Annotated in this window: 12 protein-coding genes; 1 reads left to right on the forward strand and 11 read right to left on the reverse strand. The window is 72.3% G+C overall.

Translation table 11 applies throughout. The features are described from left to right. Positions 1-39 precede the first annotated feature (39 nt). The 7 genes from PV796_RS12745 to PV796_RS12775 all read right to left on the reverse strand — a co-directional run bounded on the left by PV796_RS12745 (position 40) and on the right by PV796_RS12775 (position 11,192). Complete coding sequence (locus PV796_RS12745; RefSeq protein ID WP_274913095.1) at positions 40-1,065, reverse strand: PRC and DUF2382 domain-containing protein; 1,026 nt, start codon at positions 1,063-1,065, stop codon at positions 40-42. 299 nt (positions 1,066-1,364) lie between these two features. Beyond that, positions 1,365-2,969 (reverse strand): phosphoglycerate dehydrogenase, encoded by a 1,605-nt coding sequence (gene serA, locus PV796_RS12750; protein WP_274913096.1) that lies wholly within the window; start codon positions 2,967-2,969, stop codon positions 1,365-1,367. Between the two features lie 271 nt (positions 2,970-3,240). Then, a complete protein-coding gene (gene ilvC, locus PV796_RS12755) occupies positions 3,241-4,239 on the reverse strand; it encodes a ketol-acid reductoisomerase (RefSeq protein ID WP_274913098.1) in 999 nt (332 codons plus the stop codon). Positions 4,240-4,349: 110 nt separating this feature from the next. Continuing rightward, complete coding sequence (gene ilvN, locus PV796_RS12760; protein WP_274913099.1) at positions 4,350-4,874, reverse strand: acetolactate synthase small subunit; 525 nt, start codon at positions 4,872-4,874, stop codon at positions 4,350-4,352. A gap of 44 nt (positions 4,875-4,918) precedes the next feature. Beyond that, entirely contained in the window at positions 4,919-6,790 is a 1,872-nt protein-coding gene (locus PV796_RS12765) for an acetolactate synthase large subunit (protein WP_274913100.1), read from the reverse strand. Between the two features lie 208 nt (positions 6,791-6,998). After that, complete coding sequence (locus tag PV796_RS12770; protein WP_274918989.1) at positions 6,999-9,908, reverse strand: putative bifunctional diguanylate cyclase/phosphodiesterase; 2,910 nt, start codon at positions 9,906-9,908, stop codon at positions 6,999-7,001. A gap of 291 nt (positions 9,909-10,199) precedes the next feature. Beyond that, positions 10,200-11,192: a 2-hydroxyacid dehydrogenase gene (locus PV796_RS12775; protein ID WP_274913102.1), complete on the reverse strand. Its 993-nt coding sequence runs from the start codon at positions 11,190-11,192 to the stop codon at positions 10,200-10,202. Positions 11,193-11,279: 87 nt separating this feature from the next. On the opposite strand from PV796_RS12775, the gene PV796_RS12780 reads away from it, so the two are divergent. Then, positions 11,280-12,320: an aldo/keto reductase gene (locus PV796_RS12780; RefSeq protein WP_274913104.1), complete on the forward strand. Its 1,041-nt coding sequence runs from the start codon at positions 11,280-11,282 to the stop codon at positions 12,318-12,320. Positions 12,321-12,970: 650 nt separating this feature from the next. Here the strand turns inward: PV796_RS12780 and PV796_RS12785 are convergent. The 4 genes from PV796_RS12785 to PV796_RS12800 form a co-directional block, all read right to left on the reverse strand. Then, entirely contained in the window at positions 12,971-16,027 is a 3,057-nt protein-coding gene (locus tag PV796_RS12785) for a helix-turn-helix transcriptional regulator (RefSeq protein WP_342456908.1), read from the reverse strand. 108 nt (positions 16,028-16,135) lie between these two features. Continuing rightward, entirely contained in the window at positions 16,136-16,315 is a 180-nt protein-coding gene (locus PV796_RS12790) for a hypothetical protein (RefSeq protein WP_274913108.1), read from the reverse strand. A 256-nt stretch (positions 16,316-16,571) separates the two neighbouring features. Then, positions 16,572-17,279 carry a hypothetical protein gene (locus PV796_RS12795; protein ID WP_274913109.1) on the reverse strand — a complete coding sequence of 236 codons (708 nt, stop codon included), beginning with the start codon at positions 17,277-17,279 and terminating at the stop codon, positions 16,572-16,574. A 66-nt stretch (positions 17,280-17,345) separates the two neighbouring features. After that, the gene (locus PV796_RS12800; RefSeq protein ID WP_274913111.1) at positions 17,346-19,541 is read right to left on the reverse strand and encodes an MMPL family transporter; all 2,196 of its coding nucleotides are present in this window, start codon (positions 19,539-19,541) and stop codon (positions 17,346-17,348) included. Between the last annotated feature and the right edge of the window lie 132 nt (positions 19,542-19,673).

A 19,673-nucleotide genomic window follows, 5' to 3' on the forward strand; every position in this document is an offset into this window, starting at 1 on the left:
CTCGTGCCGGCCGGTCCCGCTCGGCGCCGCCGGTCCCGTTCAGCGCGTCCGGCCGAGGCCCGGTCCGCCGCGCTCGGTGCCCCGTTGGGTCCCGGTGCCGTCGTCGAACTCCAGCGTCTCCCTGCGGACTTCGGCGGTGACCTCGCGCTGCTCGGTGACCCGCTCGGTCTCCAGCCGGACCCGCTCGACCGGCACGGTCCGCTTGTTGATCACCGGCTGCTCCTCGTGCAGCACGACCTCGACCTGGCCCTCGCCGATCTGCGGCCCGCCGCGCCCGGCCCGCCGGTCCTCCTCGGTGATCCTCTCTCGGACCACCCGGACCTCCTCGTGGCTGACCGGCACGGTGCGGTGCACGTCCTCGGTGACCACGTGCTTGCGCAGGTGGGCCCGGCCGGACTCGTGCTCCTCGGTGCCGATCTCGACCCGCTCCTCGGACAGCACGATCTCGGTGGTGCCCTCCGCCTCGCGGGCCGCGTCCGTCTCGGCCCGGCGGCGCGAGAGGGCCATCGGCCGGTCCGCGCCCGAAGTCCGGGCATCGGTCAGCTTGTTGCGCTCGCCGCCGGCGCGGGTGCGGTGCGTCAGCGGGGCGTCCGCCGCCGCCCGGCGCCGGATGTCGGCCGCGCCCGCGCTCTGCCCGCCGGTGGTCCCACTGGTCACGGTCGGCCGGGACGAGGCGGCGCCCGGCCCGGTGGCCCGCCCCACCGCACCCGCGGCACCGGCCGCGCCGGCAGCCCCGGTGATCCCGGGCCGGATCAGCCCGTAGTGGCGGTAGAGCCGCTCCTCCTCGGAGGGGTCGAGGTGGCCCTCGGCGTCGATCCGCGGCGCGTCCTTGATCGTCTCCTTGGTGTGCGGGACGTGCAGTTCGTCGCCCAGCCGCCGGGCCCCGGCCAGCGGCACGAAGGTCTCCTTCATCCCGAACAACCCGGTCCGCACGGTGATCCACTCCGGCTCGTTGGTGGCGTCGTCGCGGTAGACCTGCTGGACGACGCCCACCTTCGCGCCCTCCGCGTCCACCACGTGCAGCCCGGTCAGACTCTGCGGAGTGCCACCCAGGGGTGCGTTCATGGCGTCCTGCCTCCTTCCGCGCGCACCTCCTCTGGGACACGCGCAGTTCCCATTGCGCGCCGCGATCGCCGCCCCAGCGACTCGGGGAACCGGGCGGCCACCGGCCACGGCGGCCCCCCGACGCTGCTCACGGGGCGTCCACCAGCCACCCTCTTTAGCCCGAACGGGTGAATGGTTGAGAGGTCAGTCACCGCGGGCGCCCCGGCCGCCGCCTGCGTACGATGCCCGGAACGACCGCGGGCCCGGCCCCCGCTTCACGCGGGGACCGGGCCCGTTGACCTGCGCGGAGCGCGGTGGCGTCAGTGGGTGAGGTTCACCGCGCGCACCGAGCTCGCACCGATCTCGTCGGAGATCTCGGTCAGCACATTCGCCGGAATGGTGTCGTCGACGGTCAGCACCACCATCGCCTCGCCGCCGACATCGGCGCGGGAGACCTGCATGCCGCCGATGTTGATGCCCGCCTCGCCCAGGATCCGGCCGACGGTGCCGACCACGCCGGGGCGGTCGGTGTACCGCAGGAACGCCATGTGGTCGGCGAGCGCGAGGTCGATGGAGTGCTCCCCCACCGCGACGATCTTCTGGACGTTCTTGTGGCCGGCCAGGGTGCCGGAGATCGACACCTCCTCGCCGCCCGCGAGCGTGCCGCGGACGGTGACCACGTTGCGGTGCTCGGGCGACTCGCTGCTGGTGGTCAGCCGCACCTCGACGCCGCGCTCCTGCGCGAACAGCGGGGCGTTGACGTAGGACACCGTCTCGTCCACGACGTCCTCGAACACGCCCTTGAGCGCGGAGAGTTCGAGCACCTTGACGTCGTGCTGGGTGATCTCGCCGTACACCTCGACGTCGAGCCGCAGGGCGACCTCGCCGGACAGCGCGGTGAAGATCCGGCCCAGCCGCTCGGCCAGCGGCAGCCCCGGCTTGACGTCCTCGGCGATCACGCCGCCCTGGACGTTGACCGCGTCCGGCACCAACTCGCCGGCCAGCGCCAGCCGCACCGACTTGGCGACCGCGATACCCGCCTTCTCCTGCGCCTCGCCCGTGGAGGCACCGAGGTGCGGGGTGCACACGACCTGGTCGTAGTCGAACAGTGGGGAGTCGGTGCACGGTTCGACGGCGTACACGTCCAGGCCCGCGCCGGCGACCCGGCCCTCCTTGAGCGCGCTGGCCAGCGCCGCCTCGTCGACGATCCCGCCGCGGGCGGCGTTGACGATCCGGACGCTCGGCTTGACCTTGTGCAGCGCCTCGTCGCCGATCAGGCCGAGGGTCTCGGGGGTCTTGGGGAGGTGGACGGTGATGAAGTCCGAGACCTCCAGCAGCTCGTCCAGGGTCAGCAGCTTGACGCCCATCTGCGCGGCGCGGGCCGGCTGCACATAGGGGTCGTAGGCGACGACCTTCATGCCGAAGGCGGACATCCGCTGGGCGACCAGGACGCCGATCCTGCCGAGGCCGACCACGCCGAGGGTCTTCTCGCTGAGCTCGACGCCGGTGTACTTGCTGCGCTTCCACTCGCCGTTCTTCAGCGCGGTGTTGGCCTGCGGGATGTTGCGGGCGGTGGCGACCAGCAGGCCACAGGCGAGCTCGGCGGCGGTGACGATGTTGGAGGTCGGGGCGTTGACGACCATCACGCCGGCCTTGGTGGCGGCGGAGACGTCGACGTTGTCCAGGCCCACGCCGGCGCGCGCGATGACCTTCAGCTTCTTGGCGGCGGCGATCGCCTCGGCGTCGACCTTCGTCGCACTGCGCACGAGGATGGCGTCGACGTCGGTGATGGCGGGCAGCAGTTCGGCGCGGTCGGCGCCGTTGCAGTGCCGGATTTCGAAGTCCGGGCCGAGGGCGTCAACGGTGGCCGGCGACAGTTCCTCGGCGATCAGTACAACGGGTTTACCCGAGTTGGCAGTGCTCACGTGGTCTTCAGTCCTCACTAGTCCTTCGCGGACGGCCGTCCCGACGGCCGAAGGCGGTGAAGGGGGAAAAGCCGCGTGGAAGACGCACGACGCTGTGAGCCTGACGCGCTTGTGACGAGCAGTGTAGTGGCGGGGCGCCGAACGGGCTGTGCCGTTGCGTAAGGATCACTCATGCGTGGTTCTACGCGGTGGACAAGGCGGTAGGCGGAAGGTGCGGCGGCATGCGGACGAGGGGGTCGCGAACGGTGTCGCGACCCCCTCGTCCGGTGGCTCACGCCTCGTCGTCCACCCAGCTCATCAGCTTGCGCAGCTCCTTGCCCGTGGTCTCCAGCAGGTGGTTCTCGTCGGCCTTCTTGTACTCGTTGTACTTCGGCAGGCCGGCCTTGTACTCCGCCATCCAGTTGTTGGCGAAGGTGCCGTCCTGGATCTCGGTGAGCACCTTCTTCATCTCCGCCTTGGTGGCGTCGGTGATGATCCGCGGGCCGGTGACGTAGTCGCCCCACTCGGCGGTCTCGGAGATCGACCAGCGCATCTTCTCCAGGCCGCCCTCGTACATCAGGTCCACGATCAGCTTCAGCTCGTGGAGGCACTCGAAGTAGGCGATCTCCGGCTGGTAGCCCGCCTCGACGAGGGTCTCGAAGCCGGCCTTGACCAGGGCGGCGGCGCCGCCGCAGAGCACGGCCTGCTCGCCGAAGAGGTCGGTCTCGGTCTCCTCGGTGAAGGTGGTCTTGATGACGCCGGCGCGGGTGCCGCCGATGCCCTTGGCGTAGGAGAGCGCCAGGTCGAACGCCTTGCCGGTGGCGTCCTGCTCGACGGCGGCGATGCACGGAACGCCGCGGCCCTCCTCGTACTGACGGCGGACCAGGTGGCCCGGGCCCTTGGGGGCGACCATGCAGACGTCCACGCCGGCCGGGGCCTTGATGAAGCCGAAGCGGATGTTCAGGCCGTGGCCGAAGAACAGCGCGTCGCCGTCCTTGAGGTGGTCCTTGATGGACTCCTCGTAGACCTGGGCCTGGATCGGGTCCGGCACCAGGATCATGATGACGTCGGCCTCGGCGGCGGCCTCGGCGGGCGTCACCACGCGCAGGCCCTGCTCCTCGGCCTTGGCCTTCGACTTGGAGCCCTCGTGCAGACCGACGCGCACGTCGACGCCCGAGTCGCGCAGGGACAACGCGTGGGCGTGGCCCTGGCTTCCGTAGCCGATGACCGCCACCTTGCGGTTCTGGATGATGGACAGGTCGGCGTCGTCGTCGTAGAACAGCTCGGCCACTTCGGGTATCTCCTTGGTTCTAGCGGGTGCCCACACAGTATGTCGGGCGGGGTGGGGAAGGTCGGCGGGTCTCGCCATGCGGTCCGGCGGGGCCGCGGCGGGCAGGTAGGTCAGGCCGTGCGGTCCAGCGCGCGCAGCGAGCGGTCGGTGATGGACCGGGCGCCACGCCCTATCGCGATGGTGCCGGACTGCACCAGTTCCTTGATGCCGAACGGCTCCAGCATCCTGAGCATCGCCTCCAGCTTGTCGCTGGAACCGGTGGCCTCGATCGTGACGGCCTCCGGGGAGACGTCAACGGTCTTGGCGCGGAAGAGCTGGACGATCTCGACGATCTGCGAGCGGGTCTCGTTGTCGGCGCGGACCTTCACCAGGACCAGTTCGCGCTGGATGGCCGAACCGGGCTCCAGCTCAACGATCTTGAGCACGTTGACCAGCTTGTTGAGCTGCTTGGTGACCTGCTCCAGCGGCAGCGACTCGACGCTGACCACGATGGTGATGCGGGAGATGTCGGGGTGCTCGGTGACGCCGACCGCCAACGAGTCGATGTTGAAGCCGCGGCGGGAGAACAGCGCGGCGATCCGGGCGAGGATGCCGGGGGTGTTCTCCACCAGGACGGAGAGCGTGTGCTTGGACATGTCGTCTTCTCTCTTCTTCCGTGCGTCCGTTGACGTCCTGGCTGTCAGTCGTCCTCGTTGTCGCCGAAGTCGGGACGGACGCCCCGGGCGGCCATCACCTCGTCGTTGGAGGTGCCGGCGGCGACCATCGGCCACACCTGGGCGTCCTCGTGGACGATGAAGTCCACCACGACCGGGCGGTCGTTGATGGCGTTGGCCTCCTCGATGACCTTGTCCAGGTCGGCCGGGTCCTCGCAGCGCAGCGCGGCGCAGCCCATCGCCTCGGCCAGCTTGACGAAGTCCGGGACGCGGGTGCCCCGGGCCTCCGGGTTGACGTCCTCGGGGCCGGAGTGCAGCACGGTGTTGGAGTAGCGCTGGTTGTAGAAGAGGGTCTGCCACTGGCGGACCATGCCCAGCGCGCCGTTGTTGATGATCGCGACCTTGATCGGGATGTTGTTGAGCGCGCAGGTGACCAGTTCCTGGTTGGTCATCTGGAAGCAGCCGTCGCCGTCGATCGCCCAGACCGTGCGGTCCGGCTTGCCGGCCTTGGCGCCCATCGCGGCGGGCACGGCGTAGCCCATGGTGCCGGCGCCGCCGGAGTTCAGCCACGTGGCGGGCTGCTCGTAGTCGATGAAGTGCGCGGCCCACATCTGGTGTTGGCCGACGCCGGCGGCGAAGATGGTGCCCTCCGGGGCGAGTTGGCCGACCCGCTCGATGACCTGCTGCGGGGAGAGGCTGCCGTCGTCGGGCAGCTCGTAGCCCAGCGGGTAGGTCTCGCGCCAGCGGTTGAGGTCCTTCCACCAGGCTGCATATCCCGTTCGGGCGGCCTCGCCCCTGTGGCCCGCCTCGAACTCGGCCTGGACCGCGACGATCAGGTCGGCGATGACCTCGCGGGCGTCCCCGACGATCGGCACGTCCGCGGCGCGGTTCTTGCCGATCTCGGCGGGGTCGATGTCGGCGTGCACGACCTTGGCACCCGGGGCGAAGGAGTCCAGCTTGCCGGTGACCCGGTCGTCGAAGCGGGCGCCGAGGGTGATGAGCAGGTCCGCCTTCTGGAGCGCGGCGACGGCGGTGACCGCGCCGTGCATGCCGGGCATCCCCACGTGCTGGGGGTGGGTGTCGGGGAACGCGCCCAGTGCCATCAGGGTGGTGGTGACCGGGGCTCCGGTCAGCTCGGCGAGCACCTTCAACTCGGCGGTGGCACCGGCCTTGAGGACGCCGCCGCCGACGTAGAGGATCGGGCGCTTGGACTCGGCGATCAGCCGGGCGGCCTCGCGGATCTGCTTGGCGTGCGGCTTGGTGACCGGGCGGTAGCCGGGCAGGTCGGTGTGGGGCGGCCAGACGAAGGTGGTCTGCGCCTGGAGGGCGTCCTTGGCGATGTCGACCAGGACCGGGCCGGGGCGGCCGGTGGAGGCGACGTGGAACGCCTCGGCGATCGTCTTGGGGATGTCGGCCGGGTCGGTGACCAGCCAGTTGTGCTTGGTGATCGGCATGGTGATGCCGCAGATGTCCGCCTCCTGGAAGGCGTCCGTGCCGATCGACTTGGAGGCGACCTGCCCGGTGATCGCGACCAGCGGGACGGAGTCCATGTGCGCGTCGGCGATCGGGGTGACGAGGTTGGTGGCGCCCGGCCCGGACGTCGCCATGCAGACCCCGACCTTGCCGGTGGCCTGGGCGTATCCGGTGGCGGCGTGCCCCGCGCCCTGCTCGTGCCGCACCAGCACGTGCCGCACCTTCGAGGAGTCCATCATCGGGTCGTAGGCGGGAAGGATCGCACCGCCGGGGATGCCGAACACGGTGTCGGCCCCGACCTCCTCCAGCGAACGAATGAGGGACTGCGCGCCCGTGACGTGCTCGACGGTCGCGGGCGCTTGCGATCCGCCGGAGTTACGGGTCCGCGACTGCGGATGGTGGGCCCCGGTGGCCTGCTCGGTCATCTGCGTCTCTTCTCGAAGCTGAGGGTTTTGGGCGGATTTGTGAGGTTGCGGTGCAACAAAAAACCCCTCGTGCCGTGAGGCAAGCGAGGGGAGCGCGTCGGTGTGGTCAGCCGGGTTCGTCAGGGTCCCAGCTTCAGCCGACGCGCTTTCCAAGTACGAGAATTCGGGTGCGCATGGCACTGACCCTCCCCCTCACGCGCACTGAGTGTCAAGTGGGTGGGACGGAGGTCTCACTATTTGGGCGCAACGGCGGATGCACCCGCGCGTCCGGCCCCGCGACCGCCGCCCGCCGGGCCGGTCGGCTGCCGCTGAGCACCACCGCGCGGCCCTGGCCCGTGAGGTCCGGCACCGGGTAGCTGCCGCGGGTCAGCGCCCGGCGCAGCCGCGGTTCGTCCAGGGGCCCGGAGAAGGCCAGGCCCATGCCGTGCGTGCATCCCATGGAGCGCAGCGCCAGCACCTGTTCGGGCAGGTCGACGCCCTCCGCGACCGAGCGCATGCCGAGGTCGGAGGCGATCCGCAGCAGCCCGGCGGTGATCTTGTGCTCCCGGGGGGACTCCACCACCCCGTCGATCAGCCCGCGGTCCAGCCGCAGTACGTCGATGGGGAGCCGGCGCAGGGCGCCCATCGCGGCGCATCCGCTGCCGAACCCGTCCAGCGCGATCCGCACGCCGAGCCGGCGCAGTGCGACCAGCCGCCGCTCCAGGTCGTCGAGCGGAATCCGGGGGTCGCTCTCGGACAGCTCCAGCACGAGGTCGCCGGAGGGCAGGCCGTGCCGGGCGAGCAGCGCCTCGATGGCCTTGGGGGTCAGGGCGCGGTCCAGGAGTCGGCGGGCGGAGAGCCGGACGGCGATCGGGACCGGGTGGCCGGCGAGGTGCCGGGCGGCGGCCTGCGCGACCGCCTCCTCAAGCTGCCAGCGGCCCAACTCGGCGGCGCGCTCGCCGCCCTCGTCGGTGAGCCGACCGCGGTCGCCGACCCGGAGGAACTCGGCCGGGGTGAAGAATATGCCCTCGGCCGACCGCCACCGGGCGTGCGCGGCGACCGCGGTGATCTTGCCGCTGGCGAGCTCGACCACCGGCTGGTGCTGGAGCGCGAACTCGCCGTCCTGTAGGGCGGTGCGGAGCTTGCTGGCGAGCTCGGCGCGGTGCGCGACCTCGTCCTGCATCTGCGGGGCGTAGAGCTCGACCCGGCCCTTGCCGGCCTGCTTGGCGCGGTACATCGCCAGGTCGGCGTTGCGCAGCAGGGTCGAGGGGCTGGTGCCCGGTTCGGCGAAGGCGACGCCGATGCTGGCCGCGACCCGGACGTCCCGGCCGTCGATGCGGTACGGCTCGGAGAGCCGGAGGCGCAGCCGGTCGGCGATCTCCAGGATGCGGAACTCCCGGGCCGCGTGGTCGCGGGTGCCGTCGCCGGTGATGAGCGCGGCGAACTCGTCGCCGCCGAGGCGGGCCGCTATGTCCCCGGCCCGCACCGACTCGGCGAGCCGCCGGGCCGCCTGGATCAGCAGCTCGTCGCCGGCCTGGTGACCGATGGTGTCGTTGACCTGCTTGAAGCCGTCGAGATCGATGTAGAGCACGGCGGTGTCGTGGTCGGTGGCCCGGCGGCCGGTGACGGCCTTGGTGACCCGCTCGGTGAACAGCGCGCGGTTGGGCAGGTCGGTGAGCGCGTCGTGCGAGGCGTTGTGCTGGAGCTGGGCCTGGAGCCGGACGCGCTCGGTGACGTCGCGGGAGTTGAAGATCAGGCCGCCGTGATGGCGGTTGACCGTGGACTCCACGTTCAACCATCCGTCACAGCCGCCGGCGCGCTGGCCGCCGGCCCGGAAGCGGCACTCGATCCGGGTGGTCGGCTCGGCCTCGGGCGAGGCGGCGAGGAACCGGCGGACCTCGTGGACCACCCGGCCCAGGTCCTCGGGGTGGATCAGCGAGGCGAGTTCGGAGCCGACCAGCTCCTCGGCGTCCCGGCCGTAGACCCCGGCGGCGGCCGGGCTCACGTACCGCAGCACGCCGGTCGGCGCGGCGATCATGATGACGTCGCTGGAGCCCTGGACCAGGGAGCGGAAGTGGTTCTCCTTCTGGGCGAGTTCCTGGGTGAGGGTGATGTTGTCGAGCAGCATGATGCCCTGCCTCACGACCAGGGCCAGCACGACCGTGCAGCCGGTGAAGAGCACCACGCGGTCGATGCGCCGACCGTCCAGGACGTTGGTGAGGATGCCCAACGTGCAGACGGCGGCGGCCAGATACGGCGTCAGGGCGGCCAGCGAACCGGCGATCGGGCGGCTGCCGGGCGGCGTCTGCGGGCGGTTCAACTGCCCGGTGGGGCCGGCGGGCACGGTGGCGTCCGCGCCGGGCCGGCCGCCCACCCACGGGGCGTACGCGAAGAGCAGCGAGCCGGCGAACCAGCCGGCGTCCAGGATCTGGCCGGAGCGGTAGTGGTCGTGCAGCAGCGGGGAGCTGAAGAGCGCGTCGCACAGCACCGTCAACGCCAGTGCGGCGATCGCGGTGTTGATCGCGGAGCGGTGCACGGACGAGCGCCGGAAGTGCAGCGCCAGGACCATGCTGACCAGGACGATGTCCAGCAGCGGATAGGCCAGCGAGAGCGCGCCCTCGGCGACCGAGCGGCCGTTGAAGTGCGCGGTGTGCGCGAGCGCCAGGCTCCAGGAGAGGGTGAGCAGCGAGCCGGCGATCAGCCAGGCGTCGAGCCCGAGGCAGACCCAACCGGCCCGGGTCACCGGCCGCTTGGCGAGCACCAGCAGGCCGACGATGGCTGGCGGCGCGAACAGCAGGAAGCAGAAGTCGGCCATGGACGGGCTGGGGACCGTGGCCTGCTGGACGACCTCGTAGTAGCCCCAGACGCCGTTGCCGAGCCCGGCCATCCCGGAGGAGACGGCGAACAGGACCCAGGCGGGGCGGAAGGGCGTGGCGTACCGGCGGGCGTAGAGCCCGCAGGAGACGGCGGCGATCAGGGCGGCCAGGCTGAGCCCGAAGTCCCCCATGACCCCGGCCAGTCGCGGTGAGCCCCAGCCCATCGCGGAACCGATGGCGTAGCCGCCGCAGACGACGGCCAGCACGATCTGCGGGACCGGGCTCGGGGCGCTGCCGGTCTGCACGGGCGGGCGGGAGAGCATCGCCCCCGGGGCGCTCACTGTGCTCTTCCGTTCACCCGGGCCGGACCGCGTCGGGATCGGTGCGCGCGGAGTCCCGACGGCATTCCTGCGGGCGGTCGTGGATCGCGCATCTCGCGGATCATCCATCGGCACTGCATCGCCCGTCGCCCCCCTCGGTTCCGGATCTTTCGTGTCTCGCCGTGACGATCCCGGCGCTTTCCCCGCTCGGACGATACACCAGACCGTCACTCAGGGACATAGCGCCTCTACGGAGCGTGACATCGAGGGGATTTGTAGATACAGAGAGCAGCCTTACGGACTCGTAGAGCGATCCACTTCGGATTCCGGTGCGGTGGCGACGACATGCCGGACGGGCTCGCCGGCCGCGAAAAGTGCCAACTGGGCTTGCAGCAGCCGCTTCGCACGGGGCAGGAAGGCAGAACTGGGGCCCCCGACGTGTGGAGTGACGAGCAGGCCGGGAGCGCGCCACAGCGGATGGTCAGCCGGCAACGGTTCCGGATCGGTGACGTCGAGGGCGGCGCGCAGCCGTCCCGACTCCAGTTCGTCGAGGAGCGCGGCGGTGTCGACGATCGCTCCCCGGGCGATGTTCACCAGCAGTGCGCCGTCCTTCATCCGGGCCAGAAAATCGCGTCCTACCAGGCCACGGGTGGCTTCGGTGAGCGGAGTTGCGAGGATGACGACGTCCGCGGCGGGCAAGAGGGCGGACAGCTCAGACAGTGGATGCACCGGACCGCGCACAGTGTCACGTGCGGTGCGCGCGATGCGTGTGACCCGCGCGCATTCAAAAGGTGTGAGCCGGTCTTCGATGGCACTGCCGATCGAACCATAGCCCACAATGAGGACCGACTTGTCGGCGAGCGCAGGTCGGAACTCCGGCCGCCACGCGCCCGTTTCCTGGGCCCGGACGAATTCCGGGATGCCGCGCAGCGCCGCCAACGTCAAAGTGAGCGCCAACTCGGCGGTGCTGGCGTCGTGTAGCCCGCGGGCGTTGCACAACTGGGCACCGGGCGGCATCCGGTCCAACCCCGGGAGCAGGTTGTCGACCCCGGCCGTGAGGGTCTGCACCACCCGCACCCGGCTCATCCGCGCCAACGGGCGCAGGCAGACGTCGACCGGCTTCATGTACGGGACGGCGTAGAAGACGCAGCGGGCGGGGTCGGCGGGGTACTCGGGACCGGCGTCCCAATGGACGTAATTCAGCCCCTCGGGAAGGCCGTCGATCTCACCGGGCGCGATGGGGAGCCAGACGTCACCGGGGGTGGAGTGCGGTTCTGCGGTTGCCATGGCCCGAGGCTATGCGAAGAGACGTTTGGTTCAGACGTTAGTTTGGTCTGGCCCTTGATCGGGGGCGAGGGACGGAGGCACGACCAGGTGGAGCGCAGGACAATCGGCGCGGCGGCCTTGGAGGTGGGCGCGATCGGCCTCGGCTGCATGCCGATGAGCTGGGGGTACAGCGCGTCGCAGCGCAGCGGCGAGGGATCGCTGCGGGCACTGCACACCGCGCTCGACCGGGGGTGCAGCCTGGTGGACACCGCGGACATGTACGGCCCGTTCACCAACGAGCTGTTGGTGGGGCGGGTCCTCAAGGAACGCCGCGCGGACGCCTTCGTCTCCACCAAGTGCGGGCTGCTCGCCGGCGACCAGCACATCGTCGCCAACGGGCGGCCCGGCTACATCAAGCGCGCCTGCGACGCGTCGCTGCGCCGGCTGCAGACCGACCACATCGACCTCTACCAACTCCACCGCGCGGACCCCGAAGTACCCATCGAGGAGACCTGGGGGGCGATGGCGGAACTGGTGGCGGCCGGCAAGGTGCGCTCGCTGGGGCTGTGCGCGGTGGGCGCCCGGGCCGCCCGGACCTGGCGCGGCCCCCGGGCGGCCCGGACCGCACCCGACGGCCGGGCGTTCCGCCGCCCCGGCCTGCACGACGGCACCCTGCGCCAACTGGAGCGCATCCAGCAGGTGTTCCCGGTCAGCAGCGTGCAGGCCGAGCTGTCCGTGTGGGCGGCGGAGGCGCTGGTCGAACTGCTCCCGTGGTGCGAGTCGCGCGGCGTGGGCTTCCTGGCCGCGATGCCGCTCGGCAACGGCTTCCTGACCGGCACCCTCACCCCCGGCCAGGGCTTCGAACCGGAGGACATACGGGCCCGACACCCGCGCTTCACCGCCGAGATGATGGCCGCCAACCAGCCGGTGGTGGCCGGCCTGCGCCGCGTCGGCGCGCGCCACGGGGCCACCCCCGGGCAGGTGGCACTCGCCTGGACCCTCGCCCAGGGCCGCCATGTGGTCCCCGTCCCGGGCACGAAGAAGGAACGGTGGGCCGCGCAGAACGCGAACGCGGCGGAGCTGGTGTTGAGCCCCGAGGATCTCCGGGAGATCGCCGCGTTGCCCGCGGCGCGGGACTCTTGGTACTAACCGCACGGGCCCCCGGCGGGTTGGCTTCCCACGTTGCTGGCTTTCCCGCCGCGCGGGTTGCCGGTCCGCTGCCGGTCCGCTGCGCGGGGCGGGTCGAGTTGTGTTGTCCGCTGCGCGGGGCTGTTGGGTTGCGGTGACGGGCCTGCGGGGCGGGCATGCCAGACTGCTTCGCTTTACGTCTGGCACACCCACCCCTCCGGCCCGTCCCCTCCCGTTGGGGGGTGGGAAAGAACGGTGGGTGCCACGTCCGCCCGGTGGGCCAACTCGGGCCGCTGGGTTGAGCGGTGACCGTCAGAGGACGAGTACGCGTGAGCGGTGATCGTAAGAAGGCGCATGAGCTTGCGCGGTGACCGTCAGAGGACCACTCAGGATCAGCTCCATCCCAGAGAAAACCACCCCTCAACGGGAGGGGACGGGCCGGAGGGGGCGGTGTGCCAGACGTAAAGCGAAGCAGTCTGGCATGCCGCCCCCGGAGGCCCGTCACCGCAACCCAACAGCCCCGCGCAGCGGACCGGCCCCGCGCAGCGGACCGGCCCGCGCCGCAGGCGCAAAAACAGCAACCCGCGCGGCGGGAAAGCCAACCACGTGGGCAGCAAACCAAGCGCAGCGGCACGGCGGGAAAGCCAACAACGTGGGAAGCCAACCCACCGTCAGGTGAACAGCCGCAACCGATGGGCGACGGCGCCGGCCTCGCCGCGCCCCGACACCCCCAACTTGGCCAGGATGTTGGAGACATGAACGCTGGCCGTCTTCGGGGAGATGAACAACTCGTCGGCGATCTGACGGTTGCTGCGGCCATCGGCGACCAGGCGGAGCACATCGCGTTCCCGGGGGGTGAGGCCCAGGGACTCGACGGGGGTGGCGGGCGCCGGTGGGCGGGGCGCGTCGGGCGCCGGGCCGCGGCCGGGGAGGGGTATTCGGGCGCGTTGGGCGAGGAGTTCGAGCTCGCCGGTCAGCGGTCGGGCGCCGGTGCGGACCGCGACCGCGTGCGCCTGTCCGAGCACCAGGACGGCGGCCTCGCGCGGGGTCCGACCGCTGAGGCCGGCGCTGGCCCGCTCCGTGCCGTGCAGCAGTGACTCGGCCCAGCGGCAGCAGCACCAGGCCAACTCGTGCGGCCGGGCGAGCCGTTCGAAGGCGGCGACGGCGTGGGCCCAGGCGTCGGGGGACTCCCGGCCCTCGGCGCGGCGGAGTTCGGCCTCGACGGCCGTGCCGTAGGCGTCCCACACCGGCGAGAGCCGCGGCAGCCGCTTGGCGGCCTGTCGGATGCGGGCGAGGACCTCGGGCCGGCCGGGCTCCGCGGCGGGCAGCCCGCGGGCGTCGGACTCGACGGCGGTGGCCGACCACAGCAGCGGCCAGGCGTAGCGGTGCAGGCCGGGCGCGAAGCCGGTGCTGGGCGCGACCTGGCGCAGGACGGCCCGGGCGTCGAGTATCCGGCCCTGGCGGGCGGCGAGCCGCAGCGCGTGCCGCGCCAGGGGGAGGGCGTGTTGCGGCTGGGGGTCGTGGGTGCCGTAGTGCTCCTGCGCGACGGCCAGTTCGCGCTCGGCGGCGGCCAGATCGCCGGTGTCCAGGGCCAGCGCGGTGAGCCGGCTGGCGGCCAGGGCGATCGCGCGCGGGTCCCGGGCGAGGCGGCGGGCGTCGGCGGCGGCCCCGCCGGCCTCCTCCCAGCGGCCGAGCGACTGGAGCGATTCGGCGCGGTTGCTCAGCACCCAACTGGTGCTGTTGGTCAGGCCGTAGCGGGTGGTGAGCTCGACGCCCTGGTCGGTGACGTCCACCGCCTCGCGGGAGCGGCCGACGCCCTCCAGGGTGCCCGGGAGGTTGACGTGGCCGCGGGCGATGACCGCGAAGTAGCCCCGGTCGACGGCGCGGTCGAGGACGGTGCGGAACTCGGCGAGGCCCTCCTCGACGTCGCCGGCGTCCACCCGCAGCCCGGCCAGCGTCACCCGGGAGTTGAGCTCGGCCTCCTCGTCGCCGACCGTACGGGCCAGCTCCACGGCCCGTTCGGCGGTGGCGAAGGCGCCAGGGCCCGGCTCGTGCAGCATCTGCCAACTGGCGACGGCGGCGGTGACGGTGGCGTGCACGGACGACGGCGGCAGTCCGCGCATCAACTCCTTGGCCTTGCCCAGGTCTTCCCAGCCGTCGCCGCGGCCGGTGGTCTGGCAGAGCTTGGAGCGCTGCACCAGGAACCAGGCGGTGCGCTGGGCGTCGTGTTCGGTGCGCAGCGTGCGCAGGGCGCGCTTGGTGATGGTGAAGGCCCGCTCGCCGTCGCCGGACAACCGGGCGGCCACCGCGATCTCGGCGAGCAGATCCAGGAAGCGGAGGGCCTCGTCGTCGCAGCCGCAGGCCGGGTACGCCTCGGCGTAGTCGACCGGGCGCACCTTCTGGCGGACCTCGACGGGCGCGTCGTCCCACAGCTCCAGGGCGCGGTCCAGCAGCCGCAGTTGCTCGGCGTAGGCGTGCCGGCGGCGGGCCTGCACGGAGGCGGCGAGGACGGCGGGCAGCGCCTTGGCGGCGTCGTGGGCCTTGTACCAGTAGCTGGCCAGCCGGGTGGCGCAGACCTCGGAGCGGACGAGGGCCGGGGCGGCCTCCAGGGCCTCGGCGTAGCGGCGGTTGAGGCGGGTGCGCTCGCCGGGCAGCAGGTCGTCGACGACGGCCTCGCGGACCAGGGCGTGCCGGAAGCGGTAGCCGGTGCCGTCCTGGGTGGGCAGCAGGGTGTTGGAGCCGACGGCGGCGCGGAGCGCCTCGATGAGGTCGTCCTCGGGCATCCGGCAGACGGCGGCGAGGAGTTCGTGCTCGACGGTGGAGCCGCCCTCGGCGGCGATCCGCACCACCCGTTGGGCGTCCTCGGGGAGCGCCTCGACGCGCACCAGCAGCAGATCGCGCAGCGGGTCGCTGAGGCCGTAGCGGCAGCCGTCGGCGAGGCTGCGGGCCAGCTCCTCGACGAAGAAGGCGTTGCCCTCGGAGCGTTTGAAGACCCGGTCGACGGTCTCCTCGGCGGGCTCGCTGCCGCGGATGCCGGCGATCTGGGTGCGGACCTCGTCGCGGTTGAAGCGGTCCAGCTCGATGCGGCGGACGGTGCGCATCCGGTCAATCTCGGCGAGGAAGGGGCGCAGCGGATGGCGGCGGTGGATGTCGTCGGAGCGGTAGGTGGCGACCAGGAGGATGCCGGCGTCGTGGAGGGCGCGCAGGAGGTAGGCGAGCAGTTCGCGGGTGGAGCGGTCGGCCCAGTGGAGGTCCTCGACGACGAGGACGAGGGTGCGGTGGGCGGCGAGCCGCTCCAGGAGGCGGGCGGTCAGCTCGAAGAGCCGGGCCCGGCCGGTCTCCTCGTCCCGGCTCTCGCCCGCGGTCTCGCCCAACTCCGGGAGGATCCGGGCCAATTCGCCCTCCTGGCCGGCGACGGCCGCGGCCAGCTCGTCGGGCAGGTGGGCGTTGAGGGTGTGCAGGACGGCGGAGAACGGGGCGAACGGCAGGCCCTCGGAGCCGATTTCGATGCAGCCGCCGAGCGCGACCTGCGCGCCGCGGTCGCGGGCCGTCTCGCAGAACTCCTCGATCAGGCGGGTCTTGCCGACCCCGGCCTCGCCCCCGATCAGCAGGGCCTGGGGCTCGCCGGACGCCGCGACCCGCGCCAGCGCGTCGCCCAACTCGGCGAGCTCGGCGGCGCGGCCGACGAAGACGGGACTGATCGCTCTGGTCTCCACGGTGCCGAGCATCGCACAGGGGTCTGACAATCCGGCAGTGGTTTCCGGCACACCGCGGGGGCGCCGCCACGGGGCGCCCCCGGACCCCCGAACACCCCCGGTCACAAGGCCGTTGGGCGGTCAGGCGGTGGCGCGCCGGACCCGGCCCCGGTCCGCCCTCACCCGCCTTCCGGACTCCTCGCTTCCGGAACGGGCGGCGTCCCGCGCCCCGTTGGCGGCCTCGCGCACCAGCCGGCGGCGGTCGGCCTCGCGCCGCAGTTCCTCGTAGCGGACCCGGAGCTCCAGTTCGGAGACGTACATGGGCTCTCCCCCTTGGGATGAGGCGGTGGCGACGCCCGGCCGTTCGCCGGGCGTCGATGGCCTCCACTCTCGTCTCCAAGGAGGGTCCGGCACATCGGGAGAGTGCCCGATCTCCGGCCCCGACGGCGTCCGCCATACGGGACGACGGGCCGGTCGGGGGCCTAGGAGCCCCCTGGTCCGGCCCGTTCCCGTACGGCACGACGCCGCGTTACGCCCCAAGGGCCTTAGGCGCGGGCGCCGTTGGCCTCACAGGGGCTCAGGAGCCGGCGCCGGGCACCTTAGGCAGACTGGGCAGGCTCGCGAACAGGTCGAGGTACATGCCCGCCGAGATCAGCAGCCCGAGGAAGCCGAGCACCAGCCCGCCCCAGGCGACGGCGCGCACCCAGGTGGGACGGCGCCCGGTCAGCACCACCGCGGCGACGACCATGGCGAGCACCGCGAAGACCCCGTTGACCAGGGCGGTGGTGTGCCAGGGGGCGCCGTAGACGGTGGCGATCTGGTCGGTGGCCTTGCCGGACTGGACCTTGATCTGGCCGACCAGGGTCTGCCGTTCGGCGAGCAGGGTGCCGAGCCAGGTGCCGGTCATGGAGGCCAGGCCGAGCCCGGCCGCCACGACGGCCCCGGCGCCGGCGGCCGCGCCGGAACGGGCGGGGGCCTCGGCGGCGTCGGCCTCAACGTCGGTGTCGGTGTCGGTGTCGGTGTCGGTGTCCGCGTCGGCAGCGGCGTCGGCGCCATCGGCCTCGCCCGCGGCCCGCTCCCCCGCCTCGGTACCCCCGTCGGCCTGCGCCTCGGCCGTCTCAACGACCGTCTCCCCGGCCTTCTCCCCCGCCTTCTCCCCGTTCTTCTCGCCGCCGGCAGCCGCCGTCTCCTCGGCCCGCTCCGCGGCCTCGTTCGCGTCCTTGGCCCCCTGGTCAGTGGTGGTCGTCTTCGCGTCGTCGCTTCGCTTGTCGGTCGTCGTTCCCATGGGCGCGACCGTAGGTGCCGCGTCTGAGAGCCAGATGAGAACCGCCGCGGCGCCTACGTCACGGGGTCAGACCGTCACCGACGGTCGGCCCTCCGCCGACGGCGCGGGCGCGGCCGGCTCCTCGGGCGGCTCGATGCTCAGCCGCGGCAGCCGCCGCTCCAACCAGGCCGGCAGCCACCAATTGGCGCCGCCGAGCAGGTGCATGAGGGCCGGCACCAGCAGCGTGCGCAGCACGAACGCGTCCAGCGCGACGGCGGCGGCCAGCCCGATGCCGAACATGGCGATGATCCGGTCGCCGCTGAGGACGAAGGCCCCGAACACCGCGATCATGATCACCGCGGCCGAGTTGATCACCCGGCTGGTCTCGGCGAGCCCGACCCGCACCGCCCGCCGGTTGTCGCCGGTCCGCTGCCACTCCTCGTACATCCGGCTGACCAGGAAGACCTGGTAGTCCATCGAGAGCCCGAAGAGCACCGAGACCATGATGACCGGCAGGAACGGCTCGATGGGTCCGGCCCGTCCCAGGCCCAACGCCTCGCTCCCCCACCCCCATTGGAAGACCGCGACGACGATCCCGAACGAGGCGGAGACCGCCGCCAGGTTCATCAGCGCGGCCTTGAGGGGGATGCCGATGCTGCGGAACGCGAGCAGCAGGAGGACGGAACCCAGGCCGATCACCGCGCCCAGGAAGAGCGGCAGTTTACCGACGATGACCTCGGCGAAGTCGTCGTAGCCGGCGGTGACCCCGCCGACCCGCACCTGGAGCGAGGTGCCGTCGGCCGCGCGCGGCAGCACCTCGGTGCGCAACCTGCTGACCAGGTCGGAGGTCCGCTGCGACTGCGGCGCGCTGTCCGGGACGACGGTGATCACCCCGGTGGCATGGCCGCCGTCGAAGTCCGGCCCGCTGACCCGCGCCACGCCCGGCGTGTCCCGGAGGACCTGCGGCAGCTCGTCGAAGGCGAGCCGGTCGGGGGCGCCGTCGAGCGAACCGACCAGCGTCAGCGGCCCGTTGAAGCCCGGCCCGAAGCCGTCCGCCAGCAGGTCGTACGCCTTGCGCGTGGTGGCCGTCGCCGGGTCGTTGCCCTGGTCCGAGGTGCCCAGGTGAAGGCCGAGGGTGGGCAGCGCCAGGGTGAGCATCACGGCGGCCGCGGCGGCGCCGAGCAGTTTGGGATGGCGTTCGACGAAGCCGGCCCAACGGGCGGCCGGGCCCGTCCCGGAGGCGGTCACCGGCCCCTCCTCGGCCAACCGGCGCCGCTCCCGCCGCCCCAACGCCCGCATCCCGATGAACCCCAGCAGCGCCGGCAGCAGCGTGATGGAGGCGGCGACGGTGAGGACGACGGTGAGCGAGGCGGCCAGTGCAACTCCGTTGAGGAAGCCCAGCCGCAGGGTGAGCATGCCGAGCAGGGCGATGCAGACGGTGGCGCCGGCGAAGACCACCGCGCGCCCGGACACCGTCACCGCGCGCTCGGCGGCCTCCTGGACGGAGAGCCCCGCGCGCAACCCCTTGCGGTGCCGCGTGACGATGAACAGGGCGTAGTCGATCCCGACCCCGAGTCCGATCAACATGCCCAGCATCGGGGCGAAGTCGGCAACCGTCATGACGTGGCCGAGCAGGCTGATCCCGGCGGCCGCGGTGCCGACGGCGGCCAGCGCGGTGACGATCGGCAACAGGGTCGCGGCCAGCGACCCGAAGGCGAGGAAGAGCACCACCGCCGCCGCGGCCACCCCGATCGCCTCCGGCAGTTGATCGTGCGGGGACTGGGTGAGCGCGATCCCGCTGCCGCCCAACTCCACCTGGAGGCCGTTCCCGGCGGCCCGTTTGGCGGTGTCCACCACCTTCCGCACCTGGGACGCCGGCAGGTCGTCCGGCGAACTCCGGAAGGTCAGCGAGGCGTAGGCGGTGTGCCCGTCCCGGCTGATCTGCCCGCCACCGCCCGGCCCGTAGGGGCCCTGGACGTCGGCCACGCCAGGCAGTTTGGCGACCTCGGCCAGCGCCTGCGTCATGGTCGTGCGGACCGCGGTGGCGCGCACGCTGCCGTCGCCGGTGTGCCAGACGATGGTGTCGGCGTCGCCCGCGCGGTCCGGGAACGCCTTGGCCAACAGGGCGCCGGCCCGGCCGGACTCGGTACCGGGGACCGCGTAGTCGGTGGAGTACGCGGAGCCGACCACGCCCGCGGCGACGGCCGTGCCGGCGAGCGCGGCGCACCAGAAGAGGAGCACCACGAGGCGGCGCCTGAGGCACCAACGGGCCAGAGCGGTCACGGGTTGCTTCCGGGTCGTGCGCCGATATCTCCCGGTAGCGGGGAAGCCGAACGCGGACGAGCAGAGGACGGGCGTGGGGTCGGGGACGGGCTGGGCAGGTGCAGACTGTCAGCCCGAAAAGATCCTTTGTCC

The organism is Streptomyces sp. WZ-12 (assembly GCF_028898845.1).
In the GTDB taxonomy this organism is placed as follows: domain Bacteria; phylum Actinomycetota; class Actinomycetes; order Streptomycetales; family Streptomycetaceae; genus Streptomyces.

What these genes read in the sequence shown, in the direction of transcription:
- PV796_RS12785 (WP_342456908.1), bottom strand. Translation starts at nt 16,027, where the DNA reads ATGCTCGGCACCGTGGAGACCAGAGCGATCAGTCCCGTCTTCGTCGGC.
- PV796_RS12775 (WP_274913102.1), bottom strand. Translation starts at nt 11,192, where the DNA reads ATGGCAACCGCAGAACCGCACTCCACCCCCGGTGACGTCTGGCTCCCC.
- ilvN (WP_274913099.1), bottom strand. Translation starts at nt 4,874, where the DNA reads ATGTCCAAGCACACGCTCTCCGTCCTGGTGGAGAACACCCCCGGCATC.
- PV796_RS12790 (WP_274913108.1), bottom strand. Translation starts at nt 16,315, where the DNA reads ATGTACGTCTCCGAACTGGAGCTCCGGGTCCGCTACGAGGAACTGCGG.
- PV796_RS12770 (WP_274918989.1), bottom strand. Translation starts at nt 9,908, where the DNA reads ATGCTCTCCCGCCCGCCCGTGCAGACCGGCAGCGCCCCGAGCCCGGTC.
- PV796_RS12765 (WP_274913100.1), bottom strand. Translation starts at nt 6,790, where the DNA reads ATGACCGAGCAGGCCACCGGGGCCCACCATCCGCAGTCGCGGACCCGT.
- PV796_RS12745 (WP_274913095.1), bottom strand. Translation starts at nt 1,065, where the DNA reads ATGAACGCACCCCTGGGTGGCACTCCGCAGAGTCTGACCGGGCTGCAC.
- PV796_RS12795 (WP_274913109.1), bottom strand. Translation starts at nt 17,279, where the DNA reads ATGGGAACGACGACCGACAAGCGAAGCGACGACGCGAAGACGACCACC.